Annotated in this window: 15 protein-coding genes; 9 read left to right on the top strand and 6 right to left on the bottom strand. The window is 64.6% G+C overall.

What is annotated here, in order from left to right:
* Positions 1 to 31: 31 nt before the first annotated feature.
* Genes CH273_RS10980 through CH273_RS11000 form a run of 5 tightly spaced genes read right to left on the bottom strand, consistent with a single transcriptional unit; the run spans position 32 to position 8,423 of the window.
* Entirely contained in the window at positions 32 to 751 is a 720-nt protein-coding gene (locus tag CH273_RS10980; RefSeq protein WP_052049382.1) for a TetR/AcrR family transcriptional regulator, read from the bottom strand.
* A gap of 25 nt (positions 752 to 776) precedes the next feature.
* Entirely contained in the window at positions 777 to 2,306 is a 1,530-nt protein-coding gene (locus tag CH273_RS10985) for an FAD-dependent monooxygenase (RefSeq protein ID WP_032394840.1), read from the bottom strand.
* Positions 2,303 to 3,982: a (2,3-dihydroxybenzoyl)adenylate synthase gene (locus CH273_RS10990; RefSeq protein ID WP_032394841.1), complete on the bottom strand. Its 1,680-nt coding sequence runs from the start codon at positions 3,980 to 3,982 to the stop codon at positions 2,303 to 2,305. Before CH273_RS10990 ends, CH273_RS10985 begins: the two co-directional genes overlap by 4 nt.
* The gene (locus tag CH273_RS10995) at positions 3,979 to 6,300 is read right to left on the bottom strand and encodes a hydantoinase B/oxoprolinase family protein (RefSeq protein ID WP_032394842.1); all 2,322 of its coding nucleotides are present in this window, start codon (positions 6,298 to 6,300) and stop codon (positions 3,979 to 3,981) included. Before CH273_RS10995 ends, CH273_RS10990 begins: the two co-directional genes overlap by 4 nt.
* A gap of 20 nt (positions 6,301 to 6,320) precedes the next feature.
* Positions 6,321 to 8,423, bottom strand: coding sequence for a hydantoinase/oxoprolinase family protein (locus CH273_RS11000; protein ID WP_032394843.1), 2,103 nt, complete (start codon positions 8,421 to 8,423; stop codon positions 6,321 to 6,323).
* 252 nt (positions 8,424 to 8,675) lie between these two features.
* Here CH273_RS11000 and CH273_RS11005 point away from each other — a divergent pair, with 252 nt between their 5' ends.
* The 8 genes from CH273_RS11005 to CH273_RS11040 all read left to right on the top strand — a co-directional run bounded on the left by CH273_RS11005 (position 8,676) and on the right by CH273_RS11040 (position 15,315).
* Positions 8,676 to 9,428, top strand: coding sequence for a maleate cis-trans isomerase family protein (locus tag CH273_RS11005; protein WP_032394844.1), 753 nt, complete (start codon positions 8,676 to 8,678; stop codon positions 9,426 to 9,428).
* Positions 9,429 to 9,456: 28 nt separating this feature from the next.
* Positions 9,457 to 10,092: a VOC family protein gene (locus CH273_RS11010; protein ID WP_032394845.1), complete on the top strand. Its 636-nt coding sequence runs from the start codon at positions 9,457 to 9,459 to the stop codon at positions 10,090 to 10,092.
* Positions 10,089 to 10,334 carry a hypothetical protein gene (locus tag CH273_RS11015; protein ID WP_032394846.1) on the top strand — a complete coding sequence of 82 codons (246 nt, stop codon included), beginning with the start codon at positions 10,089 to 10,091 and terminating at the stop codon, positions 10,332 to 10,334. Before CH273_RS11010 ends, CH273_RS11015 begins: the two co-directional genes overlap by 4 nt.
* Positions 10,331 to 11,560, top strand: coding sequence for a hypothetical protein (locus tag CH273_RS11020; protein WP_032394847.1), 1,230 nt, complete (start codon positions 10,331 to 10,333; stop codon positions 11,558 to 11,560). Before CH273_RS11015 ends, CH273_RS11020 begins: the two co-directional genes overlap by 4 nt.
* Before the next feature lie 45 nt (positions 11,561 to 11,605).
* Positions 11,606 to 12,898, top strand: coding sequence for an MFS transporter (locus tag CH273_RS11025; RefSeq protein ID WP_230596701.1), 1,293 nt, complete (start codon positions 11,606 to 11,608; stop codon positions 12,896 to 12,898).
* Positions 12,899 to 13,086: 188 nt separating this feature from the next.
* A complete protein-coding gene (locus tag CH273_RS11030) occupies positions 13,087 to 14,013 on the top strand; it encodes a universal stress protein (RefSeq protein WP_143546204.1) in 927 nt (308 codons plus the stop codon).
* A gap of 258 nt (positions 14,014 to 14,271) precedes the next feature.
* Positions 14,272 to 14,727, top strand: a complete 456-nt coding sequence (locus CH273_RS11035; protein WP_052049384.1) for an Hsp20/alpha crystallin family protein — start codon at positions 14,272 to 14,274, stop codon at positions 14,725 to 14,727.
* Positions 14,728 to 14,841: 114 nt separating this feature from the next.
* The gene (locus CH273_RS11040; protein WP_032394849.1) at positions 14,842 to 15,315 is read left to right on the top strand and encodes an SPW repeat protein; all 474 of its coding nucleotides are present in this window, start codon (positions 14,842 to 14,844) and stop codon (positions 15,313 to 15,315) included.
* Positions 15,316 to 15,789: 474 nt separating this feature from the next.
* On the opposite strand, the gene CH273_RS27645 is transcribed toward CH273_RS11040, so the two are convergent.
* The gene (locus tag CH273_RS27645; RefSeq protein WP_155290795.1) at positions 15,790 to 15,954 is read right to left on the bottom strand and encodes a hypothetical protein; all 165 of its coding nucleotides are present in this window, start codon (positions 15,952 to 15,954) and stop codon (positions 15,790 to 15,792) included.
* 567 nt (positions 15,955 to 16,521) lie between these two features.
* Between CH273_RS27645 and CH273_RS27650 the strand changes: the two genes are divergently transcribed.
* Positions 16,522 to 16,695 (top strand): hypothetical protein, encoded by a 174-nt coding sequence (locus tag CH273_RS27650; RefSeq protein ID WP_155290796.1) that lies wholly within the window; start codon positions 16,522 to 16,524, stop codon positions 16,693 to 16,695.

A 16,695-nucleotide genomic window follows, 5' to 3' on the forward strand; every position in this document is an offset into this window, starting at 1 on the left:
GTGTCGCACTGCGGAGCCACTCTTTCACGCTCTACCGGGTTCGATCCCGAGCCAGGATGCGTTCGAGGTAGTCGAGATCCTCGCGGAGCATCGAGATGGCCCGCTCGGGCCCCTCCGGTACGACGGGCTTGCCGCTGTCCTGAGCAACGGTGCGCAGTGCCATGTCGGCGAGTTGAGTGGCCACGCTCCGATCGGCGTCGGGGTCACCGCTCTGGTGCCACCACGCGACCCAGTTGAGCATGCCGATGATGCCGAGTGCCGCAGTGCGCGGATCGACCGGCCGGAATTCCCCTGCCTTGACACCACTTTCGACGACCGTCACGAACTCCTTGAGCACGTGCCGGCGACTCTGCTGATAGGTGTGCGACATCTCCTCGGGGAGATCGGCTTCAGATCTGATGATGAGCTTGAAGCGATCGGCGCTCTGGGCCTGATTCAACGCGATCGCGGTCGCCATCTTCCGCAGCTTCTCCGTGGGCCCGAGGTCGGATCGCTCGTTGATATCGTGCAGAACAGCGGCCGGCGTCTCGGTGCTCTCGCTGATCAGTCGCGAGAGCAACTCGTCCTTGTTCGCTACGTAGTGGTACAGCGCCGGCCGAGTGAGACCGGTGGCGTCGGCGATGTCCTGCAGGGTGGTACTGGCGAAACCCTTCTCCGCGAACAACCGCGTGGCCTGGTCGAGAATCTGCTTCTCGACCAGCTCCCGACGCGGATTGCGCGCCGATCCCCGTGGTGAGTCCTCGCGTGTCATGACCGAAGAATAACCGTCGCTCTCGTCAAGGACCGACAGACACCAGGTGGGTGCGCGCACCGACGAGACCTGCCACCGCGTCGGGCATGCACTCCTTCGGCACATCGACGACGACGAGTGCGCTGGTGTTGCGCATCATTCGCTCCGCGACATCGAGACGGGTGAGGACGTGATCACGCTCCTCGGACCCGGTCAACCACACCGTTGAGCTCGCCTTGGCCTCGTCGACGACGGCCGTCGCCTTCTCGTTCCACGCAGACTCGACGTCCACGGAGACCACCGTCGTCGTCGGATCGTCGCGAAGATCGGACGGGGCGAATCGGTCGGGGAACGACCGCCCACCGTGGTCGATGGGACGCGAGAGGATCCACCGAGATACGTCGACGGGAACCTCCGAGTCGGCCGGGACCTGTGCGTAGCCGGCAATTCCCTTCCACGCCACCTCGGGGGCGGAGTCGAGAAACCGCTCGAGACCGACCTTCCCGGCTCGCGTCATGTACGCAACCATGAGCTGGTCCACGGGTAGATCCATCCGCTGCGGGAAGGACTCCCACCACTGTTCACTGCGCACCGCGATCTGTTGGAGGTGGTCCACCGCAGGGCGACGCACCCGTTCGTACTCGGTGAGGGCTTCGTCGACCGTCTCAGCCGACGCCAGTGCGGCATCGAGGGCGATGGCGTCCTCCATGGCGAGCTTCGTTCCCGATCCGATCGAGTAGTGGGCTGTGTGGGCGGCGTCTCCGAGAAGAACTGTGTTGTCCACCGCCCACTTTCGGCATTTGACGGTTCGGAACTGCATCCACCTGGTCCGGTTGCCGATGAGGCTGTGATCCTGGAGTGTCTCGGAGAATGCCTTCTCGAGGTAGCGCAACGACGCCTCGTCGCTGTCGGCCGGATCCGTGGCAGCTGTCGTGACGTCGAAGCCCGCCCGGTGCCACGTGTCGAGATCGGTCTCGATCAGAAACGTACTGCGATCTGCCGCATAGGGATACGCGTGAGCGACGAACGTGCCGTGCTCGGTGGTGACGGGCACGAAGATGGCACTCGGCAGTGCGAAATCCGTTCCGCACCAAAGGTAGAGCCCGGTTCCGGTGGTGATGTCCGCACCGAATCGATCGTCGGCCGTGCGTGTCGCGCTGTTGATTCCGTCCGATGCGATCACGAGGTCGGCATCGAATTCGTGCGCTCGGTGACGTTCGCCGAACACGAGTCGAACCCCGGCGTCGTGTGCTTGCTGCTGCAGCACGGACAGCAGTCGGGCGCGGCCGATCGCGAGAAGATCGCCGTGGGCCAAGCGGGCCGTGCTGTCGCCGACCTGCATGGACATCTCGTGCGAATAGGATTCGGCCACAATCGCGTCGAGAGATCTGGCGTCGGCCTGCCGAAGGTTGCGTTGCGTCCGTGACGCCAGCCCCACTCCGAAGCCGAACGTCGTATCCGGTGAACTCTGTTCGTAGACCGTGATCTCCGCGTCGGGATTGGACAGTTTCAACAGCCGTGCGGCGTAGAGCCCGCCCGGGCCTCCGCCGATGACTACGACGCGGTCGAGTTTCATCGTTGCCTCTCGAGCTTCGCGGCGATGTCGAGCCGCAGACGCTTCTTGTCGATCTTGTTGACGTTGGTTCGGGGAAGCTCGTTCACCCATTCGAGACGTTCGGGCCACTTGAACTTGGCCACGCCGAGCCCCGTGAGGTGTTCCTGCACGTCGGCCATCGTCAACGGAGCCCCGTCGGTGACGAGATACGCGCACGTCTTCTCGCCGAGCCGAGGGTCGGGCATCGCGACCACGGCCGCGGAACGAACGGCTGGGTGATCGAGCAGCAGCAGCTCCACCTCCTCGGCGTTGATCTTCTCGCCGCCGCGGTTGATGAGGTCCTTGATCCGCCCCTCGATCGTGACGTACCGCTCGCCTGCGACGACGGAGATCGACGCCAGATCGCCGGTCCGGTAGAAACCGTCGGAGGTGAAGGCAGTTCGATTGTGCTCGGGGGCACCGAAATACCCGGTGATCGTGTACGGACCACGGCAGCACAGTTCCCCGACTTCCCCGTCGGGCAGCTCGATCTCCGTACCGGGATCGAGGATGCGCACCTCGTCCTCCGCGCAGACCGGGGTGCCGACGGTGGCGATCCGGGCGTCGCGGGGAGCGGCGACCGGGGTGACGGTGAGCAACCCCTCGGACATTCCGAACAACTGACCCGCCCAATGATCTCGACCGTCGTCGACGCGGTCCATCAGTGCCGGTGACACTTTGGCACCGGACAGGATCACGTGCCGCAGACGCTCACGCACGCGATCGAACTCGGGACTCGACACGGCCTGGTAGTGACCGTGGCCGATCAACACCTCGGTGGCTTCCGCGCGTTCCATGAGGTCGAACGCCGATCGGACGTCGGCGGTCGCGAGTACGAGACACGCGCCGACCGAGTGCGAGGCGTGCAGACCGCAGGCAATCCCTGCGTTGTGGACGATGGGAATCAGATGGGCGACGCGGCTGTCCGATGTCCACTCGAGCCGCTGCGCGTACATGAGTGCGTTGTTCCAGTACTCGGCATGGATCCGCGGAATGACCTTCGGTACTCCCGTTGTCCCGCCGGATAATTGGAAGGCAACGACGTCCTCGGGATCGGTCTGGGCCTCGATGGCTTCGACGACTGCTCGGGCCTCGGTGGGGTCGATGCCCTGCCCGAGGTCCTCGAGGCGCAGCTCGCCACCCTCTGCTGCTCCGACGGTCACAACATGGCGAACGGTCTGGCTGCCCGCGGCGTGCTCGTGGGCGAACGAGACCAGATCGAACGACGGCAGACCGGCCTCCACCACGTGCGCGACCGCACCCACCGCGGCACCGATGTGCGCGATCTCGTGCATCCGGTGCGCGGCCAGTGTGGCGACGGGAACGAGCCCGGCCTTGAGACAGCCGTACCACGCCAGCACCGTCTCCAGCCGGTTCGTCAGTTGGAACAGCACCGGATCGAGGCGCAGCAGACCCAGTCGAACCAATCCGGCGGCGATGGCGTCGGTACGACGGTCGAGTTCGGCGAAGGTCATCGACCCCTCGGCGCTGATGACGGCGAGCCGGTCGGGATACCGGACAGCGATGTCGCGGAACCGTCGGCTGGTCGGTAGCGAACTCCACGACCCGCTCTGCAGATAGTGCTGTGCTCGGTCCTGCGGGTATCGCACCAGCCTGCCGTCCCAGTCCGAGTGGGTCGCCTCGGTGGTCACCGTCATCGCTGAGCCACCGCAGGAAGCAATCGAGAGATCTCCAACGAATGATCGGGGTGGTCGGCCGGGACGATTCCCGAGTAGACGGCCGTCCAGCATCCGGGGCAGCACAGTTGGCGAAAGACGATGGGAGTGTCGACGTACTCGGCCGGATCCGAGGTCACCTGCGGTCCGGCCGCCGAGGACGGGCCCTCGTAGCGAGCCAGATCCAGTACACCGCTGTTCTTCTCGTCACCGAGCAGTCGCCCGCACTGTGCGCAGGCGATGACCCGAACGTCCCCGACGGTCACCTCGGACAGGTTGTCGTCGAGCCGCCTGGCCAGCGAAAGATCCATGATGGGGGCGTCGGAATGCTGGGTGGAACGCGTGCGCCGTTCGTCGATCATGTCCCGACGTCGTCGCGTAGTTGCTGCCTCGTCCACCTTTCCCCCGTCGATCACCACGCCGTAGACGATGTTCGCGCCCTCCGCGGTGACCTTGCCTTCGCGTAGGTCCACCACGACGGCCTCCGGATCGCGATGCAACGGATCTCCGTAACCGCCGCCGCCCTGCCAGTGCATGTACAGCACTTCACCCGGAGCGACGTAGCTTTCGGCGTAGCACGCGCCGAATTCCTTTCCGCCGCCCAGCTCTTCGAGGGCCCCGGGAATCTTTCCCGCTGCGAACTGTTCGATGACGTCGGTACTGCGTGCCAGGATTTCGAGTCCGGTGTTACCCGGGTATCCGCCGGCGAGACCGTTGTTCTGCGCCACGGCTTTACCCGCAGACGCAAGCACGAGGCCCATCGGGAGCGAGGTGCCGTACGGCGTGACAGCGAGCGATGCACTGACGCCACCTCGTTGACGACCGGGTCCACCGGAGTCCGGCTCTTCACGACGCCACAGCGTGAGCAGCGGGTAGAGGAACTCGGTCATTTCCGTATCGGGGATGCGCCCCATCGGAATACAGAAGAGTCCGCCGGTATCCATGCCGTCTGCGGTCGGGCGTGCGCCGTAACCGCCTGCCATCGGTTCCATCATGATGTTGAGGAACGGAACGGGTTGTTCTCCGCGTTCGTCGAGGCCTGCGATCACGGCGGTGTCCCAGGTGCCGCAACATGCAGCCTGCACGCTCTTGCCGAGGTCCACCGATCGGTCGAGCATCTGCGACAGGCATTCGGCGATGAGGGTTCCGGTCAGCCACGCCGGTCCGATGGGACCACGGCTGACCGCCGCCGGGAAGCTCGCGTTGTTGATGGTGCCCTCTTCGGAGACCAGGTCGAAGCATCGCATCAATCCGCCTGCGGACCAGGGAATGTCACCCGCGAGGATCGGAAGCAAGGCGAGCATGACGCCGCCGCGCATTCCTGCGTAGGTGCAGTTGATGACGCCCGTCTGCTTGTCGGTGCCGGTGAAGTCGAACGTGAGATGGTCGGCGGTCTTGCTCATCGCGACGGTGATCTTGTGCACGTCGCGATCACCGGTGTGTGACTGGTCCTGGTAGCCGGTGGCCTTCCATGTCCCGTCGGGCAGCGACGAGAGTTTGCTGCGCAGTCGGCCTTCGGCGTCGGTCATCATGCGCTTCATGACGGCCTTGACGGTGTCGGCACCGTACTGCTCGATGACGGCGAGCATGCGATTGCGTCCGACGGTGTTCGCACCGATCTTCGCGCGCAGGTCGAGCCCGACCAGCATCGGAACTCGGGAGCGTCGCACCCAGAGATCGGCGATGTCGCGCTGGAGTTCGTAGTCGCGGACGACCTTGACCGGTGGAGTCGGAAGTGATTCGGAGAACACATCTTTCGCGGACGGGTCGAACGACCCGAGTCCGGAACCGCCGAGGTCGGGTTCGTGGCAGATCGCGCTGGTCCAGGCGAACAACTTGCCCTCGTGGAAGATGGGTTGGTAGACGATGACGTCGCTCTGGTGCAGTCCCCCGCCGACCCACGGGTCGTTGCACAGGAACATGTCACCCGGCGCGATTCCGGGGTTGGCGGCGCGATGTTGCAGGGTCCAGTAGATCGCCAGGTCCACGGCTCCGACGAGCATGGTGTTGTAGAGGCCGACCTGAACCTCTTGTCCCAGTTCGTCACTGATCGCGAAGTCGAAATCGTTCGCGTCGGTGACGATGGGTGAGCCCGACATTCGTTTGAGTGCCTCGCCCATCTCGTCGGTGACCGACCAGAGTCGGTGCCGGATGACCTCGTAGGTCAACGGATCGAGGTCGTCGATCTGCTGCTGCGTGACGGTGTGCACCGGCAGGGTCGGTGGGAGGGTGCGCGCGAGGGCGTCGGGATCGACGGGGCGGGACGAGAAGATCTCGGACCCGGGAATTGCTGATGTCATGGTGCGGTTCTCCTGTGGTCTCAGCCGGCGACGATGTTGAGGTTGCCGAGGCGGTCGACAGTTCCGGTGGTGCCGTGCGGGACGACGACGGTCGTCGTGGGGACCTCGACGATGGCGGGGCCGGCGAGGACGTGCCCGGCAGCGAGCTTGCTGTAGTCGTAGATGTCGGTGTCGACGTAGCCGATTCGACCGTCCAGGTTGACTTTTCGGGAGCCGATGCGGGCCGCCGATGCGTCGGCGGAGTCGGCCGACTTCAATTCGGGCAGAGTCGGCGAGAACGGCAGCACGCCCGTCGCGCGAACGCGATAGGTGATCGCCTGAATGCCGGCTTCGCGGAATCCACTGTCCTTGCCGTACAGATCTGCGTACCGCTGCTCGAAGAGGTCCGAGGCATGGGCGACACTCGCCGAGTCCAGCGAGCCTCCTGGAACGGTCGTGGCCACCTCGGCCAGCTGCATCGTGTACCGCATGTCGATTTCACGTTCGACCTCGACGGATGTGAAATTGAGACCCTGCCGACCGAGGGCGTCGCGCACCCGCTTCTCGAGGCTTTCGAAATTGGCCTCGGCGCGGGCCGGATCGAGGGGCATCGCGGCCGGGTCGGACAGCTCGGCCGCGAGCACGATGTTCGACGACGCCAGGCCGTAGGCCGAGAACGCCGACGCCACCTGCCCGAGTGGAACGATGACCTCCTTGACGCCGACCTCGGCGGCATACGCGGCGCAGTGCGACGGTCCGGCTCCGCCGAATGCGTAGAGGACGAAGTTGCGCGGATCGTGTCCGGCTTCGACGACGGTCTTGCGCAGGAGATCGCCGGTCTGGGCGTTCTGCACGGCGTAGATCGCAGCCGCCGCATCCTCGATCGACAGACCGAGCGGTTCCGCGATTCGGCGTCGAATGGCCTCGCGCGCAAGCTCTTTGTCGAGTGGTTTGCGACCGCCGAGCAATCCGCGTTCGGGGAGGATACCGAGGACGAGGTTGGCATCGGCATTGGTGGGTTCGGTTCCGCCCTGCCCGTAACAGGCGGGACCGGGTACGGCTTGCGCGCTGTGCGGTCCGATCTGAAGATTACCGCCTGCATCCACCCAGGCGATGGCACCGCCGCCGGAGCCGATGGCGTGTACCTGGAGGGTGGGCACGTTGATCGGGTGGTGATTGATGATGGTGCTCGACGCGCGTACCGGTTCACCGTCGACGACCAAGCCGACGAGGAACGTGGTTCCGCCGACGTCAGTGGCGATGATGTTCTCGTGTCCCAGCTGCTTTCCGAGCGACACGGCACCGACCACGCCGCCGGTCAACACGGAACCGACTGTGCTGATAGCGTTCTTCGGGGCCTCGGCTGCGGCAACGGCACCGCCGTTGCTCTGCATCACCAGCAGTGGGCCGGCGAGGTCGAGGGCACGCAGCTTCTTCTCCAACGAACCGAGGTAGTCGCGCAGTCCCGGACCGATCTGAGTGCTCATGATCGTGGTCGCGTTGCGGGCGAACTCACGGATGCGCGGGCTCACCTCGGAGGACAGCGAGACGAACATGTCGGGCGCGATCTCGTGCACCAGTTCACGAATACGCTGCTCGTGCACCGGGTTACGGAACGACCAGAGCAGCGAGACCGCAATGCCGGAGACGCCGTCGTCGACGAGGCTTCGGATGGCGACGCGCGCGGACTCCTCGTCGAGGGCAACGACGACATTGCCGTCTCGATCGAGCCGTTCGGTGACCTCGAGTGCATGCCGCTTGGGAACCAGACCGTGGGACTTGCTCTGCCCCAACACGTTCTGCAGTTGCTCGGGCGATCCACCGAGGTAACGGCCCTCGACGTTCATGATGTAGATCGAATCCCGATGCCCCTTGGTGGTCAGAAACCCGACCGGCGGGACATTGCCCATCACCAGAGCATTGAGCGAGGACGTAGTGCCGTGCGCGATGTGGTGGGTGTTCGCGAGCATCTCCTGCACCGGGCATCCGAGCTGCTCGGCCAACGCTTCGAGAACGTCGATGACGCCCTGGGAATAGTCGGGTGGAGTCGAGGGCGCCTTGGCCGCGACCACGGTGCCGGAACTGTCGTCGAGTACTGCATCCGTGAACGTTCCGCCGACGTCCACTCCGATCACATAGGTCATGCCGGTGTGCTCCTTAGGTCCGAGTCGAAGACGTTCTGGCATGTGAGAGCGAGGCACCCTCGAACACTGCTTACGTCTGCGTCGAGTATTCGACGTGACCGACGACATGTCAAGCACGAATGTGAGTGCTGTCACCTCCCTCGATTCCGTCCGACTCGATACTGCCGTTCACTTCCGCTGGTGGACGCCACTTGACGAATCATCGCAAACGTCGAATACTCGTCATCAACGTCAAATACCGGAAGGCAGTGCATGAATATTCACCGTGTGGGCTTGGTCGTTCCGAGCTCCAACGTCACCGTGGAAACGGAGATGCCGGCCCTGTTGGCGCGACATCGACAGGCGCGGTTCTCGTTCCACTCCTCGCGGATGCGCATGCAGGCCGTGTCACCGGAGCAACTGCGAGCGATGAACGCCCAGCGAGAGCGGTGCATCCTCGAATTGGGTGATGCCGGGATCGACGCCGTTCTCTATGCCTGCCTCGTCGCCCTGATGGTCGCCGGGCCCGGGGAACACCAACGCGTCGAGGGGTTGGTGGCCGAGCAACTCGCCACGGGCGGATCCGATGCAGCCGTCCGGTCGAGCGCGGGAGCCCTCGTGGAAGGCCTGCGCGCTCTGGACGCGAGCAACATCGTTCTCGTGACGCCGTACATGCGACCACTCGCGGAGAAGGTGGTCGAGTACATCGAGGCCGAAGGTATTCGCGTACTCGATTGGCGTGCCCTCGAAGTCTCCGACAACGCCGAAGTCGGCTGCATCCCTGGCGAACGAGTCATGGACGCGGCCAGATCTTTGGATCTCACCGGTGCCGACGCACTGGTGATCTCCGCGTGCGTACAGATGCCGTCCCTGCCTCTCGTCCAGGCTGCCGAGGACGAGTTCGGGATTCCCGTGCTCTCGGCCGCCACGGCAGGTGCCTACAGCCTGCTCCGTGCGCTCGACCTGTCCGTCGATCTACCGGATGCCGGCTCGTTGCTCCGCGCGGACGCCGTCGTCGCGTCGTAGATCGTCACTTCGTAGAGAGGAAATCTCCATGTCCGACTTGCCACACAAGGTTCGGGGCGTCGACCACGTCGCCTATCCCACGTTCGATCCCGCCGCGACGGTCGAGTTCTACCGCGACGTGCTCGGGTTCCCCGTCGTCCATTCCATCTGCGCAGCGGGGTGGGGACCGGAGAAGCATCCGGACTTCATCCACTTCTTCTTCGACATCGGCAACGATGATCGCCTCGCATTCTTCTACTATTTCGGTCTCGAGCCGTTCGACGGTGGACCACAGGGTGACGCGTATTCACGCTTCGCCGACGACGTACCGATCTTCTTCATCCGCTCGCGTCACCTGGCGATTCACGTCGACAGCGAAGAAGACCTGATGGAGTATCGACGACGGCTCGACGGCAGCGACTGGCCCGTGGAGATGCAGATCCAGCACGAGACGATCGAGTCCATCTACACCCACGATCCCAACGGCTACATGATCGAGCTCACCCGCGCGATGCGTCCGGTCACGCCGCAGGAGGACCTCGACGCGAATCTGACGATCGACGCCCTGATCGACGTCGTTCGCGGACCCGACCCGAGTATGGCGAACCTGTTGACCCGCAAGGCCGAGTTGATCGTCGAGCGTGCGGCCGACTGGTCGGCCGAGAACGAGGTGGGGGTATCGTGACCACGTTGTACGTCCTCGACATTCCGGAGAACACGACGATCGCGTCGGTTGCGGACATCGATCCGGCCGTGCGCGTGGACCATGTCGGCCCGTACTTCCGCATAGTCTCGGACGGGGACATCGTGATCGATCGTCGGGCGACCGGATGCAGGCACGCAGTCTGGTACAGCAGTGTCTCGGGCCTGTCCGACTCTCGAATCACACAGTGGGACAAAGACGCTCTGCGCGTCGAGGGATCATGACTGCGGCCCGTCTCGGGGCCGGTCGCTACATCGACGCCGCCGAGGCACCGAGCAACACCGTCACCTCGACGCACGAGCTGACCACCGCAGACGGCGCCAAGGTCAGCGGAGTGTTGAGAACGGTTCGCGGTGCCGACGTCGTCGTGGCGTTGATGCACCCGAGACAGGATCTGACGCACCACGTACTGGTGCCCGAACTCCTCGCCCGCGGATACGCGGTGTGGACCCAGGGCACGCGTTCGGTGAACAACGACATCTCCCTGGTACACGAGCAGGCATTGCTCGACGCAGCCGCCGGGCAGGTATTCCTGCGTTCGCGGTCGTTCGATCACGTTGTGACGCTGGGACACTCCGGTGGCGGCACCCTGTTCGCGTTCTACCACGAGCAGGCCGGTCTTGCGCCGGAGCATCGACTGACGGTCACCCCGTCCGGTCGGCCGATCGATCTCACGTCGGCGGAGATGCCGGTGCCGGACGGTGCGATCTTCATGGCTCCGCACCCCGGACAGGGTGCGCTGCTGCTGCGACTGATCGATCCTTCCGTCGTCGACGAATCCGACCCCATGTCCATCGACCCGTCGCTCGCTCCCTTCGATGCAGCCAACGGATTCGTCGACGCACCGGAAAGTTCGTCGTATCCGGAGGACTTCGTTCATCGGTATCGCGCCGCGCAGCACGAGCGCGTCGCTCGGCTGGATACTCTCGCGCGGTCACGGGTCGGCGAGGCATCCGAGGCCCGGCGGCGTTTCGAGACAAGCGGTGATCCTGCCGACCGTCGAAATGCGTTGGCACCGCGCATATTGACCGTTTATCGTACCGACGCGGACCTGAGATTCACCGACCTCTCGCTCAGTCCGAACGCTCGACCGTACGGTTCGTTGTTCGGCCGACGGCCGGATCTGACGAACTACGGACTCGTCGGCTTCGCGCGCTTGTCGACGCCGGATGCGTGGTTGTCGACGTGGTCCGGTCTGAGCTCCAACGCCGACTTCGTCCGGTGTGCTCCGTCGGTGACGGTTCCGTCGCTGTTCGTCGAACTGACCGGCGATCAGGCGTGTTTCCCGGAGGACGCGTCGAGGATGGTCGAGGCTCTCGGCTCGGTCGACAAGACCCGCGTGGCGATCGAGGGCACCCACTTCGGCGGCCCCATTCGCGACGGGGCGCCCACCGGCGCTTCTCTGGCTGCTGCCGATATCGGTGCCTGGTTGTCCGACCACTTCATCTGACCCTCTTGCGAGCGGAAACACATGTCACGTAACACTTTTTCTCCCGTGGTCGCACTCTGTCTGGCGGCGCTGACGCTGGAAGGGTACGACCTTCTGATGTACGGAACGGTGGTTCCGTCGCTCCTGGCGTACGAGCCGTGGGATCTGGATCCGGCGACCGTCGGGGTACTCGGATCCGTGGTGGGAGTCGGCATGCTCGCCGGGGCACTCGCCGCGGGCAGCATCGCGGATCGCTGGGGTAGGCGACGCGCCTTGATCGCCGCGGTCGCGTTGTTCTCGGCCGCAATGGGATGCTGTGCGATTGCACCCTCACCCGAGATCTTCGGAGCAGCGCGATTCGTCGTCGGCGTCGGAGCAGGAGTGCTGATGCCGACCGCTGCCTCGATGCTGATCGAATTCTCCCGACTGGACACGAGAGCACGAACGGTCGCACTGGGATTCGTGGGCACCAGCGTCGGCGGTATCGCGGCGGGGATCCTGTCGCTGTGGCTCGTCCCGGCGTTCGGCTTCCGAGCGATGTTCGCCGCAGGGATGATCCCAGCGTTGTTGATTCTGCCGGCAATGCTCAGACATCTTCCCGAATCACCCGCGTTCCTCAACTCGCGGGGCAGGACGGATGCAGCACAGAGGATCTCGACCCATTACGGACTCGAGGAAGCATCGGAGAGTGCCGGTGGCGACCCGACATCGACGGATCGCGGAATCGGCGCGCTGTTCACCGCGAACCGTGCGCGAGTGACGTTGTCCTTCTGGGTGATGACCCTGCTGTGCCTTCTCGTGTTGTTCGGTGTCGCGACCTGGTTGCCCGCTGTCATGAGGTCGGCCGGATACCCACTCGGCGCCGCGCTGTCCTTCTTGCTGGTGCTCAATGTGGGCGGTGCAGTAGGCGCTCTCGGCGGTGCTCACCTGGCCGATCGCTACGGAATCAAACCGGTGACCACCCTCGGATTCCTCTGTGCAGCAGTATCGTTGGCCCTGATCGCGACCACTCCCCCGATCGGCATCGTGTACGTTCTGGTGCTGATCGCAGGAATGGGTACGACCGGGACGCAGATCCTGCTGAACACCTTCATCGGTGGCTACTACCCCGTGGCCTGCCGGACAACAGGATTGGGCGTCGCACTCGCGGTGGGGCGACTCGGCGCGATCGTCGGCCCCACCTACGGTGGACTGTTCGTCGCCGCCGGTGCAGGTACCAGCACTCAGCTGTTGGCTTTCGCCCTGCCCGCAATCATCGGAGCCGCGGTTACGATTCTGATTCCGGCGGGCCGCCGTGACACTTCCGCAGCGGACGTCTCCTCCACCAGGTCGTCCGATCGGTCGCGTCCACGATCGTGAACTCCGGCAGCAACCCAACCGATTGCATCCGAGGACAACTCGGCCGGCCCGAGCATTCTGTTCTCGATCACCTGGACCTTCGAGCGCCTCGGTGCCGGCCGTGACCCGTGCCCAATTCGAGCCCTCTGCAGTGTGAACAGGGTCCGAAGGCCCTGTTTCCGGTCCATCCGACCACCGAGAATCGATGCATGACCAGCTCTGTCGACAATCGAAGGAATCTGACGGTCGTCGGTATCGACGGCTCTGTATCGTCGCGAAATGCTCTGGGATGGGCCACAGCCGACGCGGTCGGTCGAAACACCACACTGCTCCTCGTCTGTGCAGGCGTGGACCGAGACATCGCACGAGCCGGAGCAGCGAATGCACACAGCGGTACCGCGTCGGGTGCTCGCGCTCGCGCACGGTCCGCGTTGGCCGCCGCGCGAGTTGTCGCAATGTCCGTTCTGGGTGACGACGCAGACGTCGAGACAGTACTCGAACCCGGACCACCGGACGAGGTCCTGAACGAGTACGCCGACACTGCCCGGATGCTCGTCCTCGGGTCGCGTCGGAAGGGAAGCGTCGCACGCGCAGTACACGGTTCGGTCAGTACCGATGTCGTCACTCACGCCCGGTGCCCCGTTGTTGTCGTTCCGCACGGATTCACCCGAGCAACGACCGTGCCCGACGCTGCCGCAGCTGTGGTGGTGGGTGTGAACGGTTCCCCGAAGGACGACGCAGTCCTCGCCGTCGCTTTCGACCAGGCTTCACGACTCGGGGTCCCGCTGCACGCGGTGCACGCGTACGAGGCCACCGAACCACGCGCCGGGTTCGTCCGACACATCGATCTCGGTCCACGCATTCGTCGGAGTTCTGCCCCACAGCGTTGGATCGATCGCCTCGTTGCCTCGTGGTCCGAGAAGTACCCCGACGTCGTGGTCACGACTCATGCGGCACACGACCGCCCGTCACACGCGCTGCTCGAGAACGCGTTCGATACACAGCTCGTCGTGGTGGGTGCATGCAGCCGCGGTGCGACCTCGCCGCTGTTCGTCGGATCGACCAGCCGTACGGTGCTTCGTCGCGCCGAAGTCCCGGTCGTCTTCGTGCCTGCGAACGCCGGACAACCTGGATAACGGCATCCCGACTCACCTGGGCGCTTCCTTCGCTCGTGAAACCGGTGCAGCCGAGAAGGCGGCGAACTCGGGGCCCAATCGCAACGGCTCGCTCAGTCGAAGTCCCGAGGTGGGCGCGATCCGTTCCCGTTCGTCTTTCGCATTGTCGGTCAGTGACTTTGGGCTCTACCCGGCAGTTCGTCACGGTGTTGTAGTTGTCAGTGGGTCGGCCCGACGGGTCGATCGAGTACACATTCACGAACACGAGGAGGATGTACGATGACCGTTCTCGCCAACCGCACGCCACTGATTCCGTCGTGGCCGGCGCTACCGGACTGGTCGGACCTGATGGCACGATTCGAGGCCATGCCGCCGTGGAGTGCGCTGGAAGGTCACATGATTCGGGTCGAAGAAACCCTGGAGGACGACCGATACGTGCTCCGGGCGGAGCTGCCCGGTATCGATCCGGAACGGGACGTGGACATCAGCGTGCACGACGGCAAGCTCTTCATCAAAGCCGAACGTGCAGAGCAGAAGACGGAGGGCACGCGATCGGAGTTCCGCTACGGCAGCTTCCACCGCACGATCGATCTCCCTGCCGGAGCGAAGGACGACGCAATCGAAGCCACCTACGACAACGGGATTCTGACGGTCGATGTGACACTTGCCGAAGCCGAGCCGGACACGCCTGTCCGCCACATCGAGGTCAGGAACAACGGGGTCGGAACCAACTGAGGGTGCCGCCGTCCGTCGGCCCGAACCGTGTAGTCGGGTGAACCGAGGCCTACAGGCGAGCACCGCGGCCCCTGAACATCGACACTCACCTACTCACTCGAAAGGACTCGAACAATGTCCACAACGACCAGTGCGTCCATGCACGCACATCCCGACATCGCCGCACTGCGCGATCGCTACGACGCGGTGTTCAACAGGCCCGTGGGACAAGTGACAGATGGGCTGCTACTGCTGGCCGGTCTGTACGCGGCGAGCTCGGCCTGGATTCTCGGTGTCGCGCCGCTGTCGAGTACAGCCGCCGACGGCCGTGCCGCGTTCGCCATGACCAACCTGATCACCGGTTCTGCAATCGCAGTCCTCGCGCTTGCACTCGGAGCCGCGTACGGACGAATCCACGGGGTGTCCTTCGTGGTGCCGCTCCTGGGGATCTGGCTGATCGTGTCCCCGTGGATCATCGCCGATCTCGAGCGCACGAACGGCATGATCTGGTCCAACGTACTGGTCGGAATCGTCGTGCTCGGGCTCGGCGCAGTTGCAACGGCCATGGGCACAGGACGCTTCACGGGTATGCATCGCAGCGGACGGTAGCCGTCCGCGCGGAACACGAGAACGCCGAGCCTGTCGGGTTCGGCGCTGTCGTGTATCGACCGTGTATCGACGCCACCGGAGGGCACCGGGCCGACCGATAGCAGCAAACGACGCTACCCCGTCCCGCTCGCGGAGGCACCGAATCGACATTCGTACCCATCGCGATCATCGGCTTCCTGCGCGGGTGGTGTCGGCCGACGGGACCGCGCGGGACCGATGACGCTCTCCCACCACGGCTCGAGCGGACTAGGGTCGCGCCAGACGACGTCCGGTACGGGATCGGCTTGCACAGAATCGAACGATCCAGATTTGTGCATCGGGCACCTCCGTCGAAAGATCGGGCGGCGAAGACTGGTGTATCCACAGGATGGTCCGGGCCGGCAGGAGGAAAAAGAGCACAAAGTCCCCAGTCGCGGAGGTCCGGGCATGGACCGTCCCACCCGCTGCGGTGTCAGACCGGCCCGAGTCGCCCGCTCACTGCTGCCATCCCGAACCGACATCGGTCAGAACCAGCACACACTGTGCGGCCGCCAACAGTCCGAAAGCGACGATCAACAGCAGCGGCGCGCCCACGAACAGGCAGGTCACGAACAGTCCGGAGACCACGACCAACTTGACGAGCGAAGGCGGCGGTTCCATGGCATTCCCCCACGGTCGATTCTGCGTCTCACTGTGACAAACCACGATGGCATCCACACTGCGGTTTGTAGAGAGCACAAAGACCATTCATGGGCTCGACTTGCCCGTGGCACAACGCATAGACAAACCACGCCCCGAGACTCAGCGGTGAGGCTGCTGCTCGGGCTCAACGCGACGCGGCGACAGTCCCGGATCGGAGCCGTCGGGCCAGATACGGTCCCGTGATGCTGTGCGGGGACACCGGTCCGTCGCGACCATGACAGCGAGACGGTGCGAGGAGTTCTCGGCAGTGACCTTTTGTTCAGTCGTCACCTGGAAAGCGCAATGTTGCTCTGCCGCATCTCATCTGAGTCTGCGGCACGAAGCACCTGTATCTCCGCCCGCCTGATCGTGACGCGCATCGACGCCGCACAGCAGATGCCTGGTCGGTGCTGGACAGAAGTCGCGCCACTCACCTGACGAATCGCGAGCACGCCAACCGACGAATCTCGATGAACACCGGTTGGTCACCGGAGGAATCGTTGCCGGGTTGCGCGGAGCTCTCGGACGACCGTATCCAGTGGACGCGTGCATTCGCCGGGCCCGATCGGTTGGGCAGATCTTGGAACGGACGGCACGATCACGTCGAAGGCCGGGGGTGTCGGCCGCGTCCGGTTCGGCGAGCAGTGGAACCAGGTCGACGAACCCGAAGTACGACCCCCGGCCCAGAACGCCAACCCGCCACCGCCCTTCACCTGGTGA

Origin of the sequence: Rhodococcus sp. 05-339-2 (genome assembly GCF_002258965.1) — a bacterium.
In the GTDB taxonomy this organism is placed as follows: domain Bacteria; phylum Actinomycetota; class Actinomycetes; order Mycobacteriales; family Mycobacteriaceae; genus Rhodococcoides.

Excerpts from the sequence above, each read along its gene's own strand:
- CH273_RS10980 (WP_052049382.1), bottom strand. The coding sequence starts at position 751 with ATGACACGCGAGGACTCACCACGGGGATCGGCGCGCAATCCGCGTCGG.
- CH273_RS10985 (WP_032394840.1), bottom strand. The coding sequence starts at position 2,306 with ATGAAACTCGACCGCGTCGTAGTCATCGGCGGAGGCCCGGGCGGGCTC.
- CH273_RS10990 (WP_032394841.1), bottom strand. The coding sequence starts at position 3,982 with ATGACGGTGACCACCGAGGCGACCCACTCGGACTGGGACGGCAGGCTG.
- CH273_RS10995 (WP_032394842.1), bottom strand. The coding sequence starts at position 6,300 with ATGACATCAGCAATTCCCGGGTCCGAGATCTTCTCGTCCCGCCCCGTC.
- CH273_RS11000 (WP_032394843.1), bottom strand. The coding sequence starts at position 8,423 with ATGACCTATGTGATCGGAGTGGACGTCGGCGGAACGTTCACGGATGCA.
- CH273_RS11005 (WP_032394844.1), top strand. The coding sequence starts at position 8,676 with ATGAATATTCACCGTGTGGGCTTGGTCGTTCCGAGCTCCAACGTCACC.
- CH273_RS11010 (WP_032394845.1), top strand. The coding sequence starts at position 9,457 with ATGTCCGACTTGCCACACAAGGTTCGGGGCGTCGACCACGTCGCCTAT.
- CH273_RS11020 (WP_032394847.1), top strand. The coding sequence starts at position 10,331 with ATGACTGCGGCCCGTCTCGGGGCCGGTCGCTACATCGACGCCGCCGAG.
- CH273_RS11030 (WP_143546204.1), top strand. The coding sequence starts at position 13,087 with ATGACCAGCTCTGTCGACAATCGAAGGAATCTGACGGTCGTCGGTATC.
- CH273_RS11035 (WP_052049384.1), top strand. The coding sequence starts at position 14,272 with ATGACCGTTCTCGCCAACCGCACGCCACTGATTCCGTCGTGGCCGGCG.
- CH273_RS11040 (WP_032394849.1), top strand. The coding sequence starts at position 14,842 with ATGTCCACAACGACCAGTGCGTCCATGCACGCACATCCCGACATCGCC.
- CH273_RS27645 (WP_155290795.1), bottom strand. The coding sequence starts at position 15,954 with ATGGAACCGCCGCCTTCGCTCGTCAAGTTGGTCGTGGTCTCCGGACTG.